Source organism: Paenarthrobacter sp. AMU7 (assembly GCF_041200195.1).
Taxonomy (GTDB): domain Bacteria; phylum Actinomycetota; class Actinomycetes; order Actinomycetales; family Micrococcaceae; genus Arthrobacter.
In genome coordinates, this window is sequence record NZ_CP165735.1 from 3,191,557 (window position 1) to 3,213,507 (window position 21,951).

15 protein-coding genes are annotated in these 21,951 nt (G+C 62.8%); 4 read left to right on the forward strand and 11 right to left on the reverse strand.

Features of this window, described 5'->3' with window-relative positions; all coding sequences use genetic code 11:
• The first annotated feature begins 64 nt into the window (after window positions 1-64).
• The 3 genes from ABQM86_RS14690 to ABQM86_RS14700 all read left to right on the forward strand — a co-directional run bounded on the left by ABQM86_RS14690 (window position 65) and on the right by ABQM86_RS14700 (window position 1,947).
• Entirely contained in the window at window positions 65-673 is a 609-nt protein-coding gene (locus ABQM86_RS14690; RefSeq protein WP_207594179.1) for a 5-formyltetrahydrofolate cyclo-ligase, read from the forward strand.
• A gap of 136 nt (window positions 674-809) precedes the next feature.
• The gene (locus ABQM86_RS14695) at window positions 810-1,073 is read left to right on the forward strand and encodes an FmdB family zinc ribbon protein (RefSeq protein WP_207594180.1); all 264 of its coding nucleotides are present in this window, start codon (window positions 810-812) and stop codon (window positions 1,071-1,073) included.
• 70 nt (window positions 1,074-1,143) lie between these two features.
• Window positions 1,144-1,947 carry a Flp pilus assembly protein CpaB gene (locus ABQM86_RS14700; protein ID WP_207594181.1) on the forward strand — a complete coding sequence of 268 codons (804 nt, stop codon included), beginning with the start codon at window positions 1,144-1,146 and terminating at the stop codon, window positions 1,945-1,947.
• A gap of 26 nt (window positions 1,948-1,973) precedes the next feature.
• Here ABQM86_RS14700 and ABQM86_RS14705 read toward each other — a convergent pair whose 3' ends face one another.
• From ABQM86_RS14705 to ABQM86_RS14735, 7 genes are all read right to left on the reverse strand, one after another.
• Window positions 1,974-6,137, reverse strand: coding sequence for an AAA family ATPase (locus ABQM86_RS14705; protein WP_207597608.1), 4,164 nt, complete (start codon window positions 6,135-6,137; stop codon window positions 1,974-1,976).
• Window positions 6,138-6,301: 164 nt separating this feature from the next.
• Window positions 6,302-7,891, reverse strand: coding sequence for a glutamine-hydrolyzing GMP synthase (gene guaA / locus ABQM86_RS14710; protein WP_011775506.1), 1,590 nt, complete (start codon window positions 7,889-7,891; stop codon window positions 6,302-6,304).
• A gap of 132 nt (window positions 7,892-8,023) precedes the next feature.
• The gene (locus ABQM86_RS14715) at window positions 8,024-8,524 is read right to left on the reverse strand and encodes a DUF3817 domain-containing protein (protein ID WP_261609457.1); all 501 of its coding nucleotides are present in this window, start codon (window positions 8,522-8,524) and stop codon (window positions 8,024-8,026) included.
• Window positions 8,521-9,387 carry an SURF1 family protein gene (locus ABQM86_RS14720; RefSeq protein ID WP_369744775.1) on the reverse strand — a complete coding sequence of 289 codons (867 nt, stop codon included), beginning with the start codon at window positions 9,385-9,387 and terminating at the stop codon, window positions 8,521-8,523. Before ABQM86_RS14720 ends, ABQM86_RS14715 begins: the two co-directional genes overlap by 4 nt.
• 60 nt (window positions 9,388-9,447) lie before the next feature.
• On the reverse strand, window positions 9,448-9,936 hold the full coding sequence (locus ABQM86_RS14725) for a PTS sugar transporter subunit IIA (protein WP_089595745.1): 489 nt from the start codon (window positions 9,934-9,936) through the stop codon (window positions 9,448-9,450).
• Window positions 9,937-9,984: 48 nt separating this feature from the next.
• Window positions 9,985-11,739, reverse strand: a complete 1,755-nt coding sequence (locus tag ABQM86_RS14730; RefSeq protein ID WP_207594185.1) for a glycerol-3-phosphate dehydrogenase/oxidase — start codon at window positions 11,737-11,739, stop codon at window positions 9,985-9,987.
• Window positions 11,740-11,907: 168 nt separating this feature from the next.
• Window positions 11,908-13,044 (reverse strand): GuaB3 family IMP dehydrogenase-related protein, encoded by a 1,137-nt coding sequence (locus tag ABQM86_RS14735; protein ID WP_207594186.1) that lies wholly within the window; start codon window positions 13,042-13,044, stop codon window positions 11,908-11,910.
• A gap of 248 nt (window positions 13,045-13,292) precedes the next feature.
• Here ABQM86_RS14735 and ABQM86_RS14740 point away from each other — a divergent pair, with 248 nt between their 5' ends.
• Window positions 13,293-13,943, forward strand: a complete 651-nt coding sequence (locus ABQM86_RS14740) for a hypothetical protein (protein ID WP_369744776.1) — start codon at window positions 13,293-13,295, stop codon at window positions 13,941-13,943.
• 3 nt (window positions 13,944-13,946) lie between these two features.
• On the opposite strand, the gene ABQM86_RS14745 is transcribed toward ABQM86_RS14740, so the two are convergent.
• The 4 genes from ABQM86_RS14745 to ABQM86_RS14760 all read right to left on the reverse strand — a co-directional run bounded on the left by ABQM86_RS14745 (window position 13,947) and on the right by ABQM86_RS14760 (window position 21,762).
• Window positions 13,947-15,839 (reverse strand): ABC transporter ATP-binding protein, encoded by a 1,893-nt coding sequence (locus ABQM86_RS14745; RefSeq protein ID WP_369744777.1) that lies wholly within the window; start codon window positions 15,837-15,839, stop codon window positions 13,947-13,949.
• 105 nt (window positions 15,840-15,944) lie between these two features.
• The gene (gene guaB, locus ABQM86_RS14750) at window positions 15,945-17,456 is read right to left on the reverse strand and encodes an IMP dehydrogenase (protein ID WP_207594189.1); all 1,512 of its coding nucleotides are present in this window, start codon (window positions 17,454-17,456) and stop codon (window positions 15,945-15,947) included.
• Between the two features lie 170 nt (window positions 17,457-17,626).
• Window positions 17,627-19,708 (reverse strand): acyltransferase family protein, encoded by a 2,082-nt coding sequence (locus ABQM86_RS14755; protein WP_369744778.1) that lies wholly within the window; start codon window positions 19,706-19,708, stop codon window positions 17,627-17,629.
• Complete coding sequence (locus tag ABQM86_RS14760) at window positions 19,705-21,762, reverse strand: acyltransferase family protein (RefSeq protein WP_369746676.1); 2,058 nt, start codon at window positions 21,760-21,762, stop codon at window positions 19,705-19,707. Before ABQM86_RS14760 ends, ABQM86_RS14755 begins: the two co-directional genes overlap by 4 nt.
• Between the last annotated feature and the right edge of the window lie 189 nt (window positions 21,763-21,951).

The following is a 21,951-nucleotide window of genomic DNA, read 5'->3' on the forward strand; positions in this document are numbered from 1 at the left end:
TGTGGACTGAACCGCAGCTTTTGTCGCCGGACCGGCATCAGACGAACCTCACGATCGGACATCCATGGCATCGAAGGAAGACATCCGCAGCAGCCGCCGGCTCCAAAGGCGCGCCCTCTCCCCCGAACAGATCGCTGCTGCCGGTGCGTCGATCGCGCAGCATGGAACGGAATGGGCGGCTGCAGCTTCCTCCGGCACGGCGGCCACTTTTGCCGTCTATGTAGGTGTCGCGTTTGAGCCACCCACCATGCCACTCATCCATTCCCTGCACGAGGCCGGACACAGGATCCTCCTTCCCGTGTGCGAGCCCGGCCGGCAGCTGAGCTGGGTCTATTGGACCCCGTCGACAGTTTTCGTCCGTTCCTCCTACGCCCCTATCGACGAACCTGAGGGCGAACGCATGGAAAGCCAGGTGGTGGCCGGCGCGGCGGGGATCTTCATGCCAGCCACGGCAGTGGACAGGGATGGCAACCGGATCGGCCAGGGCGGCGGTTACTACGACCGGCTCCTCCATGGGCTCGACGATTCCGGCCAGCGGCCGCCCACCATTGCGGTGGTGTACGACGCCGACCTGTTGCCTTCAGGTTCAATTCCCGCCGAAGCATTCGACCGCCCCGTGCGGGAAGTGCTGACTCCCTCCGGGGTGGTCCATCTCGACGAGAGAGCCCCGTGAGGTCCCGCACATCCACTGGCGCATGCACTGTAGACCGATGATAGAATTGGCACTCAGGCCCTGCGACTGCTAATGCGAAGCGAAATCTCCGCCGTTGCTGCACAGGACCTGACCTTTGTCCTGAAGGAGGAACTCAGTGCCCACATACGCATACGCCTGCAAAGACTGTGACCATGCCTTTGACATCGTCCAGTCCTTCTCTGACAGCTCCCTGACGGAGTGCCCCGAGTGCAAGGGCGCCCTTCGCAAGAAGTTCAACAGCGTCGGTGTCGTCTTCAAGGGCTCTGGTTTCTACCGGACTGATTCCCGTGATGCCAAGGGCAGCACTGTTTCAGCCGCACCCGCCGCCGCGCCGTCCGCTCCCGCAGCCGCCCCGGCACCGGCAGCTGCAGCAAGCTAACTTCCCCACTTTTCCACATAGCGCTTCAGGCCGCTGTTATCCGGCCTGTCCGGCTGGCTAACGTGGCGGCATGCCACAACAGTCTCGAAGCGCCCTCCTTGCCCGCGCCCGGCGTTCAGCGTCGCCTGCCGGCCCTTGGCCCCCGGACCCGTTTGGTGCGGGAGGGCAGTCGTCCCGGCCCCGCAAAAATGCCACAAGCTTTCACCGGCAGCTGAATTATTCAGCCCGCCAAGGCAGAAGGCAAAGGATCGGCTCCTGGATCGCCCGCAACCGCCGTCTCACTGTTGCCCTCCTGCTGTGCCTGGCCGCCGGCATCGCCGTCCAACAGCTGACTCCGGCTTCGGAGCTGCGAATCAGTGTCATGGTGGCCGCCCGTGACCTCCCCACGGGAACCACTCTCACAGAAGCCGATTTCACCCGGGTGGGAGTGCCCCAGGACCTCGCCGTCACCGGAGCCCTCTCAGATGGCGGGGACCTCACAGGCAGACAGTTGGCCGCTCCCTTGAGCCGGGGGCAGATCCCCACTGAGTCCAGCCTCCTGGGTCCCGGGCTTCTCACTGGATCACCCGTGGGCACCGCAGCCGTTCCCCTGCGGATGGCCGACCCGTCGTCCATCCAGCTCCTCTCCCCCGGCCAGTTGGTCACGGTGGTCCTCACGGCAGCCGGATCCTATGACGAATCCAGGGAAACACAAGTACTCGCCGGTCCCGTCCCCGTGCTCTGGACCTCAGCCCACGGGGGCAAGGCAGGCGAATGGCTGGGCACCAGCGACACCGAAGGCTTGGTGGTGGTTGCTGCGGATCCACAGCAAGCAGAAAAGCTTGCCGGCGCATCAACGCACGGCAAGCTTTTCTTTGTTTTGGTCAACCCGTGATGGGTGGTTCAGATGGCGGTGGACGGTTAGCCCCAGTGCGGCGGCTTTTGTTCCTTAAGCCACTGCTCATGGTCGTAACCGGACTCATCGCCCCAGCGCCGGGGATCGTCTTCCGCTGCTTTGGTGGGCAGAATGCCACTCACGCCTGGTTTGGCTGCGGCGGCCGTGGCGTCCGCAGTTTCTTCAGTGGTGTCGGCGCCTGGCGCGGAGGATTCGGTCTCGGATCCGCCTTCAGGACCAGTTGCTTCTTCCATCAGTGGTACTTCTTTCCCGTTCTCTGCTTCGCTGTCTGCATCATCGGCAGCGTCGTCAATCTGGTCTGGTGCCTGCCGTGCCGGACTTGGAGCGAACGTTTGCTGCCCCTTGTCCACACTCAATTGTTCAACGTCCATGTCCAGGAAGCCATGCTCAGGCGACGTCGACCGCGGAATGTGATTCTCCAGCCCAAGGTAGGAGCCGATGCGATCCGCGCAGGACGAAGGATCAGTGAAGACCTCAATGGTCCACAGGGACATGTAGCGCCATCCCATGCGCTCCAGCAGCTGCGGACGCAGCCGGCTGCGTTCCCGGACGCTCATCCGCCGGTAGCGTTCAGTGCCATCGGATTCGATCGCGACAGGTGTGGGGATTTCTGCTCCCTCCCGGCCGATCGTGTGGACGGGATCCGCCGCAGCTGCGATATCCAGAACGCCGTCGTAGAGATGCCAGACCCGGGCTCCACGGGCCCGCAGGCGTTCTCCAAGGTCAGCAACCAAGGGATCCTCACCGAGCGCCTGCTCACTGGCAACAGCACGGGACGCGGGTGTACCGAGGTTGCTGTTTCCCGAGAGTTCCCGGTCCAGCAGCTCGTAGAAGTCCACTGCACCATGAGCCAGCCGATCGAGGTCAAGGTCCTCGGGACGGAAGCAGCTCAGGACGTGCATGGAACGCCGTGCTCGGGTCATGGCCAAAGCGAAACGGTTCCGGCCACCCTCAGCGGACAGCGGACCGAACGAATGGAGTGCCCGGCCATGTGGTGTGCGGCCGTAGCCAAGCGAGAAGATCACGTGGTCCCGTACCAGGCCTTGGGCCCGCTCCAGATCCACCACACGGAAGGACTCGGGACCGGCGCCAAAGAACGTGGACAGCAGGGGGTGGTTGGGCAGTTGAAGCCTGATGGCCTCGCCGATGCGGGCAGCATGGCGCAAGCTGGCAGTTACCACCGCCAGGGACGTGCGGGGACGCAGCCTTGCGTGTTCGAACACAAGGTCCACCACGCGATTGACCTCGGCAGTGACGGACTCGACGCCCTCATGGTCAGCACCCGGAAGCCCGGTGCCATCGGGGATGTACTCCACCAGGATGGAACGGTCCAGTCCCGTGACAGAGTTGCCGTCGGGCAGGCGGCGCAGGCCACCGTCGTAGTAATTCTTGCTCAGCTGAAGGATCAAGTCCTCGTCTACGGCGCGGTAGACCCAGTTCAGTTGCCAGGTCGGAAGGACCCTGGCCAGCGCCTTGAAGGCGCTGTCAACATTCTCGTGGCTGGCAACACCGGCTACAGGCGGTTCCACAGCAACGCTGAAGGTCCGTGCATGCGCAATCTTCGCATCACCGAAGGCCACCACCTGCTTCGCCCGGGCGATGGCAGGAAGTACGGCCTGCAGCGAGGTGGACTCGGCGTCGATGACCACCACGGCGTCAAACTTTTGCTCGGCCGGGAGGACACCAGTCAAGAGGTAGGGGCTGACAGACCAAACGGGCACCAGGAGTGGCACAAGCTCAGGCGCCTGGGCGCTCAGCGCCGGCAAAGTAACCCGGCCATCCTTCAGCAAGGCCCGCAGCAGTTCCGCCTGCCGGGGGTGCTCAAGCAGGCCTTGGCGCCATTTCTGTGCCAACTGCCACCGGAGACGGGCAGCACCACTGGCGATGTGGGCCTGGTCAGCAAGCCGGTATTCGGCTTCCAGGCGGCGCAGCGAATCGCCATCGGACATCGCCAGGTAGTCGTCGCCGCTGATCATGGCTTCCAAAGCGGATTGCCACCAGGCCAGATCCAATTCGGCGGCCACGGAGCCGGCAGGAACCTCGCGGGCAGCCAGGTCGGACAGCAACTCACCAAGGCCGTGCTCGCGCATTTCCTCGATCAGGAGGGTGCGTTCGGGAAGTGTCTCCAGTGTTGCCGTGTCAGCAACAAGCCGTTCCAGCCGCTCCATCAGTTCCAAGTACGGTGTCCCGTGCAGGGAACCACCAGCGCTGGTGTGCTTGAGGGCAGCACCGAGGCGGTGCAGCTCACCATCCAACTCCCGGTACAACGCACCAAGATCGGCGAGCCCGGAAGGCACTGCCGGGTGGCGCTGGGTGGTGGCGTATCCGGCCCACAGAGCCCGCTGCTCCTGAACCAAGACGAGGGAGCTGTGGAGGTCGGCGATGTGGACTCCGGGCCGCACATATTCCTTGGCTACACGGCGCAGGCGGGAACGCTGCATGGAAGGCATCTCCAAGTTGCGCTCACGGCGCCAGGCGGAACTGGCAGTCGCGGAAATGAGGTCGTGCACGGGCCTGTCAAAGATGTCCGGGGTGAACTTATCCAGGCTCTCCCGGACGGCGATGAGCAGTTCGAGCTGCGCACCCCACTCGGTGAAGGTGTCCCCCAGCCGGATTTCAGCGTGATCGGACACCTGCTTCATCCGGTCCCGCAGGACGGGAAGCTTCTCCTCGGCCAGACGGGCGAGGTGTTGGGCTTCCTCGGTCTCCTTGCGCGTCACCAGTCGCGCTCCATACCAAGGGCTGGAAGTGGACGCCCTGCTGAAGCTGCCAAGCTCCGCAGCCCGGCGCAGACGGCCGGCCAGTTCTTCACGGTCCTTGATGTTGTCCAGGACGCTGCGCTTCAGTCGGACCGTAGTGGAAGGCGCGGGGTGGATGGACGTAAGCTCTGCCAGCGACTGCATGGCCTGGTACGGCGAGCAACCCCACCGCTCACGGACGTTGTGCAGCGAGGCTACATGGTCCATTAAGGCGTGGCGGTGTCCGGTGAGCGTCTGGTGCAAGTTGCCCAGTTGAGGCTCAAGCGCTTTTTCGTTGCGCATGATGGCGCGGACCAGCTGGCCTTTGAGCTGCTGCGGCGTGGTCCCGTTACCCGGGCGGAACAGCATGGAGTCGAGGCCGAGCGATTCCAAGTGGGCGGAAAGTCCCGCCAGGCTGGACTGCCTGTCCCCAACCACCAGTACGGATTTGCCTTCGCTGACCAGCGCACCGATCGCGTTGATGGCCGTTTGCGTCTGTCCGCTTCCCGGCGGGGTGCTCACTACCAGGGAATCTCCGGCCCGGACGGCATCCACCACGTACTGCTGGTCCGTGTCGGCGTCCAGCAGGAGGAGCTCATCTGCCGGATCTCGCAGGTCAAGGCTCGGGAACCGGCCCGCCTTAATGGGCTCAGGCTCAATGTCACCACCGTTTGCCGCAACAGCAAGCGCTGCCACGGTGGGGTTGTTCATGTTGATCCAGGGATCATCAAGGTTTCCCGAGAGGTCAGCCAGGGTGGTGACCAGCAAGTTGAAATCCACCTCGGCGCCGTGAATCGGCTGGACGAGTGTGGCCAGGCGGTCAAGTACCGGCTGGGGATCGAACCGGGCCGTGTTGTAGGCCATGCGCGCCACGGCGTTGACGTCAAAGACTATGCCGTGGACTGACTTGAGGTGGCGCACCAGGGCAGGGTTCATGCGTGCCTGCTCGGTGAGCTGGAGTTCAAAGTCGTCTTCACCCGGCCTGATGGTCAGGATGATGGAAGCGAGCATCACAGGGGCCGACACACGCTGCGGTTTTCCGCCCACGGCAGAGGTCCACACCACGGTGCCCGCAGACAAATATCCGGCTTCAATGCCGCGATCATTGCTCAGCTCAAAGATCTTGGACCTGATGTTGCGGGCGGCACGGGCCGCCACCAAGTATTGCTGCCGGTCCCGGATCAACGTGGACAGACGGGTTCTGCGACCTGCCAGCAACTGCGCCAACCCCGAGGGGTGTGCGTTGCTCAAATCGATGGCGCCTTCGGGCGTCTTGACGAAACGCAGCATCGTGTCCGCCCCGGTGACGGGTTTAAGACCAGACAGCCATTTGCGGAGCTCTTCGGAGCCCTCTTCCTGGCCTTGACCTAATGACACAACTTCTGCCTTCTTTTCTGTACTAGCTTTAGACGCCTTGGACCATACCGGCATACCTTCGAGGGTAGCGGGAATACCTTGGCAGTCCGCTCCGCAACGCTGTTCCGACGCGAAATTCGCCGTCATTTCACAGGTGCCTGCCGATTTCAAAGGCCGCGGCACCCGGTGGGTTCAAGCACAGTGGCCGGCCTCCCAGAGGAAGCCGGCCACTCAGAATGCTATTCCCACTCGATGGTTCCCGGTGGCTTGCTGGTGACATCCAGCACCACGCGGTTCACGCCGTCGACCTCATTGGTGATGCGGTTGGAGATCCGGGCAAGGAGGTCGTAAGGCAGTCGCGACCAGTCCGCCGTCATGGCGTCTTCGGAGGACACCGGACGCAGCACGATCGGGTGGCCGTAGGTACGGCCATCACCCTGGACACCAACGCTTCGGACATCGGCCAGGAGGACTACCGGCATCTGCCAGACGTCGTTGTCCAAGCCGGCAGCCGTGAGCTCCGCACGGGCAATGGCATCCGCCTTGCGCAGCAGGTCCAGTCGTTCCTTGGTCACTTCGCCCACGATGCGGATTCCCAAACCGGGGCCAGGGAACGGCTGGCGGCCGACGATTTCCTGCGGCAGCCCAAGCTGGGCGCCGACTGCGCGTACTTCGTCCTTGAACAGTGCCCGCAGCGGCTCAACCAGCTCGAACTGCAGGTCCTCGGGAAGCCCGCCCACGTTGTGGTGGCTCTTGATGTTGGCAGCACCTTCGCCGCCACCGGATTCGACGACGTCCGGGTACAGAGTTCCCTGAACCAGGAACTTGATCTTCTCGCCTTCGGCAGCAGCCTGGGCGATGATGGCCCGCTCCGCTTCCTCGAAGGCACGAATGAATTCGCGGCCAATGATCTTGCGCTTGGTTTCGGGATCGCTGACCCCGGCCAATGCTGACTGGAAGCGTTCCTGCTCATTGGCTACGTAGAGGTTGACGCCCGTGGCTGCCACGAAGTCGCGCTCAACCTGTTCGGCTTCGCCTTCACGCAGGAGTCCGTGGTCGACGAAGACACAGGTCAATTGGTCGCCAACGGCGCGCTGGACCAAAGCCGCAGCAACAGCGGAATCAACGCCGCCGGAGAGGCCACAGATAACCTTGGAGTCCCCGATCTGCTGACGGATCCGGTCCACCTGCTCTTCGAGGATATTGCCCGTAGTCCAGTTGGGGCTCAGGCCCGCACCCTTGAACAGGAAGTTCTCCAGGACGTGCTGGCCGTGAACTGAATGCTTGACTTCGGGGTGCCACTGGACACCGTAGAGGCGCTTCTCGTCGTTGGCGAAGGCAGCCACCGGCGCACCAGCCGTGGAGGCGAGGACTTCGAAGCCCTCAGGGGCCTCGTGAACGGAGTCACCGTGGCTCATCCAGGTGTTCTGCGAGGAGGGGACGCCGTCCAGGATGGACCGGGCATCGCCTACGACAAGGGCTTCAGTAGCGCCGTACTCGCGGAGACCCGTCTGGGCCACCTTACCGCCCAACGCGTTGGCCATCGCCTGGAAGCCGTAGCAAATGCCAAATACAGGCACCCCGGCTTCGAAGAGATCAGCGCCGACGCTCGGGGCTCCCTCTGCGTACACGCTGGAGGGTCCTCCGGAGAGGATGATGGCTGCCGGGTTCTTGGCCAGAAGCTGCTCGGTGGTGAAGGTGTGCGGAACAATTTCCGAATACACATTCGCTTCGCGGACGCGGCGGGCAATCAGCTGCGCGTACTGGGCACCGTAGTCAACAACCAGCACCGGCTTCTGGGAAGTTTGGGGTGCGGTGGGAGTAGTCACCAGACAAGACTACTTTGCCGGGCCGCCCCGGTGCACGTTGACGAGGGCGGCCAGAGGCCAAAAAGGCCGCGTCGTTAGGCATCTCACAGTGCGTCAGGTCGCGTAGCCCGCAGCGGGACACTGTGGGCGGTCCTAGTAGCGCTTGGACGCCTGCGGGTTGGCTGCCAGTTCCGCTTCAACCTGCGCGTGGAATTTCTTCTCCACGATGAAGGACAGCAACGGAATGACCCCACCCAGGGCCAGGAGGACCATCTTGGAGAACGGCCAGCGCATGAGGGACCACAAGCGGAAGTTGGAGACCAGGTACACCACGTACATCCAACCGTGCACGATCAGTACCGACGTGGAGATGTTGAACCCGCCGATCACGCCTTTGGGCTCGGACTCAGCGAAACCAAATCCGAAGGGCTGGCCGGTGACGGCGTTCGTGCCGCCGGCGAAGAGCGAGACTCCAAACCCATAGCGGGCGATCAGTTCCGCACACAGCAGGAGCAGCATGGCGCCGGTCAGGTACGCCATGACTTTGTAGAACTTCAACGCCGAACGGATCTGGGCTTCCGTTCCGCCGAACCGGCGCTTCTTGGGCTTGGATCCGGATTGCTCTGGCTGGATGGCCGGTTTTGGCTCAATCATTGCTGCACCTTTTGTTCTGGCTCTGGGTTTGTAGTTTCGTGGGCATCCACGGGATTGGCAGGCTCCGCCTCGTGGTCATCCCCGTATTCGTCGTCCTCGTCCTCTTCGAGGTCGCGCCGGTAGTCGTCCTTGACCAGACGCCACCAGATGAAGATCGAGAACCCGGCGAAGACCACCCATTCCACTGCGTAGAAGAGGTTCAGCCAGTTGATCTGCTCTGCAGGCGGCTGGGGCGGGATGTTGAGGGCCTTGACGTCATCGCCAAGGGGAATGGCCACGCCGTCGGAAACCTCCGACGTCGCGGCGACAAAACCCGGGTAGCTGGACACTTCCCACAGGTTGATGAGCTCCGCGGCAGACACAGCGGACGCACGGCCTGGACCGGCGTCGACGTTTGGAACGGGCGCTTCAGAAGGAATAAGGCGACCAGTCAAGGTGATGGTGCCCGACGGCGGCGGGCCGGCCTGGTCGGCATCTGCCACCCAGCCGCGTGCCACGGGGATCCACGTCTGGGGCGAGGCAGCAACACCGTTCAGCGTCGGAGCGTCGTTGACAGCGAAAGCCGAGACTATCCAGAAGCCTTTTTGATTGTTGTACAGGCGACCCTCTACAAGAACCTGCTTGCCGGGATCATAGGCCCCGGTGGCGGTGACCATCTGGTCAGAGACCGAACCCGGGAAGAACTGGCCGGGTTTGAGGACGTCCACCAGCGGTTTGACTTCTTCGATGCTGGACGGCGCCGGGGGCTCGTGCTGGGCGGACCGGCTGAGCTGCCACTGGCTGAGCAGCACAAACACCCCGGATAACAGAAGCGCAAAGACCAGTCCTGCGATCCAGCGGGGTTTCAACGCGGTTTTCAACACCCCTTAACCGTACTTCGTCCGGCTGTAGAACAACGAAACGGCTGAGGCCTGCCCCGCCCTCTAGTGATCGAAGAACACCAAGCTGGAGTTGATGAGTTCAGAGATGACCTCGGGATCGTGGGCCCGCCGGAGGGACTCACGGAAAGACTCCTTGGACAATGAACGGGCCAGGGTAGCCAAAACCTCAAGGTGGTCGGAGAAGGAACTGGCAGGAGTGGCGATGAGGAGGATCAACGTCGCCGGGCCGTCGGTTGCCCCGAAGTCCAGGGCGTGGCCGAACTTGGTCACACCCACCGCGATGGAAATCCTGTCCACGTATTCACTGCGCGCATGCGGGAGGCCGATGCCGCCCGGAAGTCCCGTAGCCAACTGGTGCTCACGGGAGTGCACCTGCTCCAGGAATCCTTCAAGGTTGCTGATCCTGCCGGCAGCGTGGAGCTTATGGGCCAGTTGGGCAGCGGCGTCGATCTTGTCCTCGGCGACGAGTTCAAGGATGACGGTGTCCGGGGTGGTCAGTTCCGCGTCATACCGGTCAAGTGGTTCAGCCAAGTCGTGTTCCCTCCAGTGTGGCCTTCCGGCCGCATTTTCCTGAGCCGGTCAGCGAAGGGGAACGATGTCATCCACTCCCATGCGCGCGGCATCTGCCGATTCATCGTCAGGCTGCTGCTGACTGAGCCGTTCAGCTTCCACGCGTGCCAGGTAGTGCTTGATCTCGCTTTCGCGCTGAGTCTCGCTCCAGCCAAGGATTTCTCCCATCAGCTTAGCCACTACGGGGAGGGCTGCCACACCCCGGTCCCACGATTCGATCGAGATCCGGGTCCGACGCGTCAAAACGTCGTGGACATGGCGGGCTCCCTCGTGGGTTGTCGCGTAGACGACTTCCGCGGCGAGGTAGTCATCGGCTCCGGGCAGTGGTTGCCCCAGTTCCGGTCGCTTGGAGATCAGTTCCAGCACTTCGGGGGTCATGGACCCGTAGCGGTTCAGCAGGTGCTCAACCCGGGCGACGTGGACCCCGGCTTCTTCAGCAGAACGCCCGCGGCGGTTCCAGGCAGCCTTGAAACCTTCGGCTCCCAGGAGCGGAATGGTCTCGGTGCAGCTGGAGGGAACACGCTCGTCCATGGCCCTGGTGGCCTCATCCACGGCGTCCTTGGCCATGACCCGGTAAGTGGTGTATTTCCCCCCGGCCACCACCACAAGCCCGGGAACGGGATGTGCCACCACGTGCTCGCGGGAGAGCTTGGCCGTGGAGTCGTTCTCACCGGCCAGCAAGGGCCGGAGGCCGGCATAGACGCCTTCCACATCCTCACGGGTCAGGGGACGCTTGAGGACCTTGTTTACGTGCTCCAGGACGTAATCGATGTCCTTGCTGGAAGCGGCCGGATGCGCCTTGTCCAGCGTCCAGTCGGTGTCTGTGGTGCCGATGATCCAGTGGCGGCCCCAAGGGATCACAAAAAGCACCGATTTTTCCGTGCGGAGGATCAGGCCCACTGTCGATTGGAAGCGGTCACGCGGCACCACCAAGTGAATGCCTTTGGAGGCGCGGACCTTGAGTTGGCCGCGATCCGTCACCATGGCCTGCGTTTCGTCCGTCCAGACTCCCGTTGCATTGACCACTTGCTTGGCCCGGACTTCGAAAACGCTGCCGTCTTCCTGGTTCTCAAGCTTTGCCCCCACCACGCGTTCACCCTCGCGAAGGAAGTCCACCACCCGAAGCCGGTTGGCGGCATGGGCGCCGTAATGGGCCGCGGTCCTGACCACGTTGACCACCAGACGGGCATCATCCACTTGTGCGTCGTAGTAGCGGATGGACCCCACGAACGCGTCATCCTTCAGGCTGGGAGCCGCGCGCAGGGTTCCGCGCTTGAAAAGGTGCTTGTGCATGGGAACGCCGCGGCTGTGCCCGGAGGTCAGGCCCAACGTGTCGTAAAGCATGATTCCGGCACCAACGTAGGGACGTTCCCAGAACCTGCGCGTCAGTGGATACAGGAAGGGCACAGGGCGGACCAGGTGGGGAGCGATCTGCTGGATCAGCAGTCCCCGTTCCTGCAGAGCCTCCTGGACGAGGCCGAAATCAAGCATTTCCAGGTATCGAAGACCTCCGTGGATGAGCTTGGAGGACCTGGATGAGGTGCCGGACGCCCAGTCCCGGGCCTCCACAATGGCTACGGTAAGGCCGCGGGTCACGGCATCAAGGGCAGCTCCGGCCCCCACCACGCCGCCACCAACAATCAGGATGTCGAGCTCTTTGCCAGGTTCGGCAGTGGCTTTCAGGACTTCGATCGATGCGGCACGGGCTTCCGGGCTCAAGGCTCCCGGAGAACCGGCATGTGGACCGCCTGCGACATTGCTCATCGGACCCCTCCTCAAACGCAACAGCTGGTAGTCCCCTACCCTACTTGCTGCCCGCCGCATTGGGCAGGGCAATGGCAGGCAGCCATGACGCGGGAATTGCCCCAAACGAAGAAAGCCCCTGTTGCGCCGACAGGAATCGGCGGCTAACAGGGGCTTTCAGGGCAGTTGTCAGTTGCCTGCGTAAGGCGACACAACGACGTCGACCCGCTGGAACTCCTTGAGGTCCGAGTAGCCGGTGGTTGCCATGGACCGGCGCAGGGCACCGATGAGGTTGGAGGTGCCATCGGTGTGGTGGCCGGGTCCGAAGAGGACTTCCTCCAGTGGACCGACAGTTCCCACGTTGACGCGGTCGCCACGGGGTGATTCCAGGTGGTGTGCTTCCGGACCCCAGTGCCAGCCACGGCCGGGTGCCTCTTCCGCGCGGGCCAGGGCACTACCGAGCATGACGGCGTCGGCGCCCATGGCGATGGCCTTGACGATGTCGCCCGAGCTGCCCATGCCGCCGTCGGCAATGACGTGGACGTACCGGCCGCCCGACTCGTCCATGTAGTCGCGGCGCGCCGCGGCGACGTCGGAAATCGCCGAGGCCATGGGCGAATGGATACCCAGGGCACGGCGGGTGGTGGTGGTCGCGCCGCCGCCGAAGCCCACCAGGACGCCAGCCGCGCCAGTGCGCATGAGGTGCAGGGCAGGAGTGTACCCGGCTGCGCCACCAACGATCACGGGGACGTCGAGTTCATAGATGAATTGCTTGAGGTTCAGCGGTTCGTGGTTCTTGGACACATGCTCAGCTGAGACCGTGGTTCCACGGATCACAAAAATGTCGACGCCGGCAGCCACCACTGTCTTGTAGTGTTCCTGGGTGCGCTGCGGGGTCAGGGAGCCGGCCACAGTGACGCCCGCGGCACGGATTTCCGCGAGGCGGGAACTGATGAGTTCCGGCTGGATGGGTGCTTGGTACAGGTCCTGCATGCGGCGGGTAACGGCAGTGCTGCTGGTCTCATTGGCCAGGGCGGCAATTTCGTCGAGCACCTTCTGTGGGTCCTCATAACGGGTCCATAGACCTTCGAGGTCCAGGACACCGAGACCACCGAGCCGACCAAAAGCAATTGCCGTGTCAGGGGACATCACGGAGTCCATGGGGGCAGCGATCACCGGGGTGTCGAACTTATAGGCGTCGATCTGCCAAGAGACAGAGACGTCCTTCGGGTCGCGCGTCCGGCGGTTCGGGACGATCGCGATGTCATCCAGGGAGTAGGCACGACGCCCACGCTTGCCACGGCCAATCTCAATCTCATAAGTCACGGCTCTTACTTTACTGGACCCCTCCCGGAACCCCGATTCGACACAAATAAGTGAACACTTCAGACAATGCACGATAGGACCCGAGGATGGCTCACATGATCGTGCCACTTCGTAAACTGGACGCAGAACCGCTAAGAGAAGGCACAAATGACCGCCCTGACCGAAGAATTCCAAGGCATACCGAACGCCGGACATGAGCTCATTGCCCTCGGCTCCCCTGTCCGCGCAGGCCTGGAGCTGTACACAAGGTGAGCTACCAGACAGGCCCCGCGCCTCTCCCCCACGCCGCCCGGCCCCTCGACTATTGGCTATCGACCGAACTCGCCGCAATAACGCCGGCCGGTGCGCGCTCCCGGCTTCGGGAGATCGCTGATGCGCGAGGTTCCTCCATGGGCGCTTGGGCCGCCGGCATTGGCATGGGCGCAGTCCTCATCCTCCTGGGTGTCATCCTCGCCATCCGGTGGGGCACGCTGGTGCCGGTTCCTTCCCTCGGCCTTCCTGGAGCGGCAATCACCGTACTCTGCTGCGTCTTCTACGCACGGGCGCGCGACCGGTTGCCGCGAACAAGCCGGTTGATCGTCAATCGTGGGCCCGGGAGCTTGCGTAGTGCACTTTCCTTCGTGGGATTCATCCTGCTCGTCTTCATAGGACTGTTTGCCCTCACGGCGAAACCAACGGCCTGGGAGGATCCAGCCCTCCTGCAGACGCTGGTCACCGTTCTTGCATTCCTCGTCTGCCTTCTGGTGGCCGCGATCATCGTCCCGGCAACCATTGTGGGCCGTTCCAGTGAATCGCTTCGCAGCAAGGCTGCGAATGATCCTCGCTTCAGGGCGCTCCTGGAACAGGACCTCGCCACCTGGCGTGACCCCTATGGCGAGGCCGGATACGGTCCGCTCTAAGTCTCAGGGTGTGTTCTGGCTGGTTTCGTCCGCGGAGAGCTGGGATTCGAACATCCGGAAGTAGCGACCCCTCAATGCCACCAATTCCTTGTGGGTCCCCTGCTCCGCGATCCGGCCGTCTTCCAGCATGTACACGATGTCTGCCTTCTCTATGGTGGCAAGGCGGTGGCTGATGGCGATGATGGTACTGCTCCTGTCAGCGAAGAGCCGCGTGAAGATGCGGTGCTCGGCCAAAGCGTCAATGGCCGAGGTGGGTTCATCCATGACCATGAACGAGGCGTCGCGATAGAAGTTGCGTGCCATGGCCAAACGCTGCCATTGGCCCCCGGACAGGCCGCTGCCCTTGCGTCCGCGAGGGTCCTCCATCCAGTTGCTCACATGGTTTTCCAACCCATTGGGCAGTTTGTTGATGAACTCCATGGCTTCTGCGTCCGAGGCTGCCCGCCGGATACGGTCGTCATCGCGTGGCTGGTCCACGTCGCCGAGGTAGATGTTCTCCGCGGCAGTCGCGAACTCGTACTTCAGGAACTCCTGGCTCAGCACGGCCAGGTGCCGGTGCCAGCTGGTGACATCGATCCCGGCAAGGTCCACGCCGTCCAGCAGCACTTGGCCAGAATCGGGACGATACAAGCCCGCCAGGATACGGATCAGCGTGGACTTTCCTGCCCCGTTCTCGCCAACGATCGCAATGTGCTGGCCAGCCTGGATAGTCATGGAGATACCCTTGATGACTTCGATGTCGCTTCCGGTATAGCTGAACCGGATGTCCCGCAGCTCCACCGTTCCGGGCGAGGAAACGAGGGGCTTTTCGTTGCCACTGGGAACTGGCAGGGCCATGAACAGCTCATAGTCCTTGAGGTTGGCGAGGTCCTCGTCAATGGAGCTCAGCGAAGATACGAGGCTGTTGGCCGTGGACAGCGCCCGGCTGACGATCTGCTGCACGTAGAGGAACTGACCCACGGGTTGTGCCCTGGCGATGATCTGACCAACGACCCAAATCAAGGACACCACCTCGGCGCCGTACTGCAGTGAGTCGGCAGCCAGCTGTTTGGGAATGTACCGCTTCTGGAAATCCAGGCGCCGCCGCTCGTCAGCATCCCGGAGCCGTGACCGGAGGTCCATGAGGTAACCCACGATTCCGTAAAGACGCATCTCGGCAATATGTTGGGGCCTCAGGAGGTTCTGTTCAATCATTCGGCGTTGGCGGCGCGAATCCACTTGGGTGTTCCAATGCGCGATTTGCTCGCGGGACAGTTTGAACTGCAGGTACACACTGGGCACGATCGCCACCAGGACAATGACGGCGATCCACCAACTGACCAGGACCAACGCCCCGATGGCGAGGATCACAGAGACCAACTGGGTGAAGATTGCGGCAATCCTGTCCAGGACCCGGGCGTAGCTATCCGAGAACCGCTTCGCACGGTCGTAAAGGTCCACCGTTTCTTTGTCGTCATAACGCCAGAACTCCAGCGCCAGGAATCGCTGGTACATCATGTCGCCCACAATCGCTCCCACCTTGAAGCTCATGAGCTGTTGGATGTAGCGGTCAATACTGCTGAAGGCACCCCAGAACAACCCCAGCGCGGCGGTGATGATGACGTACAGGATTGCCTGCGGACCGGCGTTCGGATCTCCCGCATACCCGGCCGCCAAGGCGGTGGTTGTCAGGGCAGCAAAGTAGGTGGTGACCAGCGGAAGCGTGGCAGAGATCAGCGAGCCAAGCACCTTCATGATCACCGCGACGGGCGAAGCTTTGAAACTCACCTTCAGGACCTGCCCGACGGCGCGTGCGTACGGCCGCAGCGCCAACTTTCGGGGCGGCGTCTTGCCCGGTTGGGCTGGGTTCAGCCGGATGGATTCCGGATGCCGCGGTTGCGCGGGCTTTTCAGACATGACCCCAGCCTATTCTCACGGGCCGACATTTCTGCCCGGGCGGTTAAACAGCTGTTCCCCGCGGAGGTGCCTCCGCGGGGAACAGCTGTTAAGACAGGTGATGGATCAGCGTGAACCGTAGTTGGGTGCTTCCACCGTCATCTGGATGTCATGGGGGTGCGACTCCTTCAGGCCTGCCGGCGTGATCCGGACAAACTTGCCGCGAGCTTTCAGCTCGGGGATGGTGGGAGCGCCCGTGTAGAACATGGTCTGGCGGAGGCCGCCCACCAACTGGTAGGCCACTGAAGCCAACGGCCCGCGGAAGGCCACCCGGCCTTCGATGCCTTCAGGGATGAGCTTGTCATCGCCGGAGACGTCAGCCTGGAAGTAGCGGTCCTTGGAGTAGGACGTGTTCTTGCCACGGGACTGCATGGCGCCCAGGGAACCCATGCCGCGGTAGCTCTTGAACTGCTTGCCGTTGACGAAGATGAGATCGCCCGGGGATTCCTCGCAGCCAGCCAGCAGGGAACCGAGCATCACGGTGTCGGCACCGGCAACCAGTGCCTTGCCGATATCGCCCGAGTACTGCAGGCCGCCGTCGGCAATCAGCGGAACGCCTGCCGGGATGGCGGCCTTGGCGGATTCGTAGATGGCGGTGATCTGCGGAACACCGACACCGGCAACAACGCGGGTGGTGCAGATGGAGCCCGGGCCCACGCCTACCTTGATGCCGTCGGCGCCGGCGTCGATCAATGCCTGGGCACCTTCGCGGGTGGCAGCCTGACCGCCGATGATGTCCACGTGGGCAGCAATCGGGTCCGATTTGAGGCGGCGGATCATGTCCAACACACCTTGGGAGTGGCCGTTGGCGGTGTCCACGAACAGCGCATCCACACCGGCGTCGATCAACTTCATGGCGCGTTCCCAGCCATCGCCAAAGAAGCCGATGGCGGCACCCACGCGGAGGCGGCCTTCGTCGTCCTTGGTGGCCAACGGGTACTGCTCCGCCTTGGTGAAGTCCTTGGTGGTGATGAGGCCCTTGAGGCGTCCCTGCTCGTCAACGAGGGGAAGCTTCTCGATCTTGTTGGTAGCCAACTTGTGCGAGGCTTCTTCGCGGCTGATGCCCACATGCCCGGTGATGAGCGGCATTTTGGTCATGGTGTCGCTGACGCTGCGCAGCGGGAATTCTGATTCCGGAATGAAGCGGGTGTCGCGGTTGGTCACGATGCCCAGCAGGCGCCCGTCGGTGTCCACTACGGGAAGGCCGGAAACGCGGTAGCGGGAACACAGCTCGTCGAGTTCTTCCAGCGTGGCCTGGGGGCCGATGGTCAGCGGGTTGGTGATCATGCCCGATTCGCTGCGCTTGACGCGGTCCACGTGCTCGGCCTGGTCGTCGATGGACAGGTTGCGGTGGACAACGCCCAAACCGCCCTGACGTGCCATGGCGATGGCCATGCGGGACTCAGTCACAGTGTCCATCGCTGCAGACAGCAGCGGGGTCTGCACGGAGATCCGCTTGGAGATACGGGAAGATGTGTCGGCGTCGGACGGGATGACGTCCGTGTGGCCCGGGAGCAACAGGACGTCGTCGTACGTCAGGCCAATAAAGCCAAAGGGATTGTGTTCGGGCTGGGTCATGAGTGTGCGCCTCTTACCTGGGTTCTGGGGGCTTAACTGGTAGGGGTTGCAACTGATGACCAGCCCGTCATTACGGGACTGGCCTGTGCAGAAGGTATTGGATAAATACTAGAACCTCCGCGCCGATCGCCATATTCCGCGACGCCCCAGTGTGAGCAAGAGCACTGGACTTAGTCGCCGGACCACCCGGTGGCAGCAAGGAGCCGCTCCTCGAACATGGGGATCATGCTCTGCACGTAGGTTTTAGTGAGGTGGTTATCGTCCTTATAGACGTAGACATTGCCCACCACTGCCGGACAAGTGCCCTGTTCGCAGATGAAGTCGCTCATATCCATCAGGTAGAGCCTGTCCACTTTGCCCACATAGTCGTCCAACGGCGACGACGCGGCCAGGGACTCTTCCAGCGGGGCGTTGCAGTCCGGCGAATCAGGACCCTTTTTCTGCACGCACTCCGGCATGTTGATGCTGAAGCGGGGGTTGTCTCGGACGCCCACAACGTCGATGCCTGCATCGGTGAAGGGCTGGATGCCTTCAAGGTAGCCAGGGACTTCGGTCTCAAAGGGCGCTGTGGCATGGGTCAACGACGCTACCGTGAACACAGCATCCGGTTGGTGTTCCATGACGTAGGCGGCGCTTGCCTTGTTGAACTCGTTGCATTCGTCGGACCGTTCAGGGGACTCGGCGCCGAACCGGCAACTGCCTTTCAGGAGCGTCACCACTTCCCACCCGTGCTGCTTGGCGATGGGGCCCAGTGCAGCCATGTACTGCTGGGCGTGTGAATCACCAAGCACCACGATCTCCTTGGTCACTTCCTCGGGTTCATCGTTTTGGAGGCAGCCCTCCAGCAAAGGGTCCGTGGGCACGTTGTCCCCACTGCACAGACCGTCAATGTCTGCCCATTCGTCCTTCATCGCTGCCGGCGCCGGGATGATCATCGCTTCCTGGGTGGGTTCCCCCATGAACTCCGGGGACAATGCGGCTGCCCCCGGGGTCAGCTCCTTGGGCTGGCCGGCGATCGCCGCGCTTTCGGAAGCGATGGCACCCTGCCAGGCAGTAACGGGGATCGCCAGCAGCGCACCGCAGGCGGCAATCACGACGGCGGCACGCCAAGACCGCACGTCGGGCCACTTCCAGCGGCGCATGGGGACCTCCACGTATTTGGTGGTGGCAACGGCCAGCACCATGGAGAAGGCCATGATCCCCAGCCCTTGCAGGAGGTTGGGCGTGGTGGTCCCGGAGACCAACAGGAAGAACACCAGGACCGGCCAGTGCCACAGGTAAAGGGCGTAGGAGTTATCCCCCACCAGGACCAGCGGCCGCGAGCTCAGGATACGGTCCACGCCGAAACGGCTGGTGCTCTGCCCGGCGATGATGACCGCCGATGCGGCGAGCGTTGGCCAGAGCGCGATGAACCCGGGGAAGGAGCGGTCCACGGTGAGGACCAGACCGCAAGCGAGCATCGCGGTAATACCGGCCCACCCTAGGAAGACGCGGAGCCGGCGTTGGGGCTTCAAGTACGGAAGAGCGAGGGCGAGCAACGAGCCCAATGCGAACTCCCAGAGGCGGGCACGGGTGTCAAAGTACGCCACTGCCTGGTTGTTGGTGGTCTGCTCGATGGAGTACATCAGTGATGCCACGAAGACGGCCCCGAAGGCCCCGACGAGGAGCGTCCGGTGGGCTATGGCCTTCCGGTCCGGGAAGAGCTTGGCCAACTGCGGCTGGATCATGGCAACAGCGGCAAAGACCAAGGGCCACAGGATGAACACCTGGCCCTGGACGGACAACGACCAAAAATGCTGGAGGGGGCTCGCTCCCGAGTGGTCCTGGGCGTAGTAATCCACAGCGGTGTCCGCCAGCTGCCAGTTCTGTCGGTAGAGCAGCGATGCCCAGGCCTCAGCCAGGACATCCGGCCAACGGCTCTGCGGGATGAAGGCCCAAGTGGCGGTCAGGACCCCCAACAGGACCACGACGACGGCGGGCAGCAGCCGCTTGAAAACGTGCAGCCAGTGCCGCAGGAGCCTCAGTGGCTTCCCGTTCTCGAGTTTGAGTGTGAAGGACAAGGTCAGCAGGAAAGCCGAAATGAGCAGGAAGACGTCAACACCGCCGGAGACCCGGCCAAGCCAAATATGGTAGGCGGCCACCATCAGCACAGCCAAGGCGCGCAAACCCTGGACCTCCGGGCGGAAGCCGGGCTTCGCCGTCGTGCGTTTCTCCTGAACAGGTGCCGTCACCGCAGTTGGAGCGTCCATCATCGCTGCCACCCGGTCGCGGCAAACCACCTTTCCTCAAACATCTCAGCCATGCTGGTCACGTACGTCCTGGACAGGTGGTTGTCATCCAAATACACGAACACGTTTCCCACCACGCTGGGGCAGGTGATGCCGTCGCAGAGGAGGTCGGTCATGTCCAGGAAGGCTGCGTTGCCAAACGTTCCCTGCACGGCTGCGAAGGGGCTCTCCGCGGCCAGGACCTCGGGTTGGTCGGACCTGCAATCGGCGCTGTCCACGCCTTTGGACAACGCACATTCGGTGACGTTGTAATCAAAGCGGGGGTTGTCGCGGATGGCCACCACCTCGATTCCGAGGTCATTGAAGTTGGTCACCGTCTGCTCAAAGCCGTACACCAATTGCTCGTCCGGTGACGACGGGGACGCCATTGTTCCCACCATGAAAACAGTGTCAGGCGCCTTCTCCGCTGCGTAGCGGAAAGCGGCGGCGTTGAAATCATTGCAACCGGCATCGGCATCCGGGTTCTCCGGCATGAAATGGCATCCGCCCAGCAAGAGGGCAGTCACCTTCCAGTGTTCAGCCTCGGCAAGGGGGCCAAGCGCGGCCAGCCACTGCTGGGAGTGGGAGTCGCCCAACACCAGGATCTCCCTGTCGGCGTCCTCCGCCACGCCATTCTGTTGGCACTTGTCCCGCAGTTGCTTGTCCTCCGGCTTGCCATCGCCCTCGCACGGACCCGACAGCGTTGCCCAATCTTCCGGAAGTTGCTCGGCGGTGGGCAGCGTCTTGGCGCCATCGCTGACCAGATCCACGTAACCGGGGACCAGAGCGTGGGCACCGGGGTTGTCGTTGAACGCTTGGGCCTGAGCGGCTTTGAGGTCCATGTCCTGCTTGTACTGGAACCCCAAGAGTGGCGTGCACGCCACGGCGAGGCAGGCCGCGATGGCGATGGCCGAACGGCGGCGCTTGACCTCGGGCCACTTCCATTCCCGGAACGGCTTCTCCACATACTTGGTGGTCAGGAATGCCAGCACCAGCGACAGGGCGATGATGACGGTTCCAGACAGCCAGCCAGCATGATCCTTGCCGCTCCATGCCAGGGCGATCACCAGGATGGGCCAGTGCCACAAGTAAAGGGCATAGGAGTTGTCGCCCAGCCGGACCAGGAACTTTGAACTCAGGATCCTGTCCACGCCCAAACGGCTCCCGGTTTGGCCGGCGGCAATCACGGCAACAGCAGCCAGAGTGGGCCACAGGGCAACAAAACCGGGGAATGCCGTCTGTACCTGCAGCAGGATGCCGCAGCTGAGCATGGCGGCCACGCCGATCCATCCCATGATGACCCGGACTGGCTTGGAGAAATTCAAACCCGGAAGAATCAGCGCCAGCAATGTGCCCAGGGCGAATTCCCACAGGCGCGCAAACGTATCGAAGTAGGCCACAGCCTGGTTGGTGGCCGTGAAAATGATGGAGTAGGTGAGGGAGAGGACAAAAATAATCGCAAAAACATACGCGAGAGTTGCCCGGTACCTCAAACTGAATCGGCGGCAAAGAACTGCGACGGTGGCGAAAATGACCGGCCACAGGATGAACACCTGGCCCTGGATGGAGAGGGACCAGAAGTGCTGGAGCGGACTGGCGAGACTGTGGTCGGTTGCATAGTAATTCACAGCCAGGCCCTGCAGGAGCCAGTTTTCGAAGTAGAACAGCGAGGCCCACGCCTGGTGGACCACCTCCACCCACCGGGTGGGCGGAAGGAAGGCAAACGTCGCCGCGAGCGTGGCCAGAAGAACCACCACCACGGCGGGAAGCAGCCGCCGGAACAGGTGCAGCCAGTGACGCACAAGGTCCATGGGCCGGCCCTGTTTATAACGGCCGGTGAACTGCAGCGTCATCAGGAAGGCGGAGATCAGGAGGAACACATCCACGCCGCCGGAAACCCGTCCGATCCAGATGTGGTAGCTGACCACCATCAGGACGGCCAGTGACCTGAGGCCTTGGATCTCGGGGCGGAATTTCGACTTTGCAACGGGTCCGGAAGACCGCCTGCCGGCGCGGGCAGGGGCTGGGATCGTTGGCATAGTCACGTTAGGCAGTTCCTCAAAAGCTGTGGCACAAAGCATCAATCATACGCGGTTCAGCGGCCCCACCCCAGTCGGGACCATCTCGTGGACCGTCTTCCGAAGGTCAATTAGCCCAGCTCCAGCTATGCATTTTCCCAGTCCTGCCTGTGCGTGGCCTGTGCCCGAATCACAGCCAAGCGCACGTGA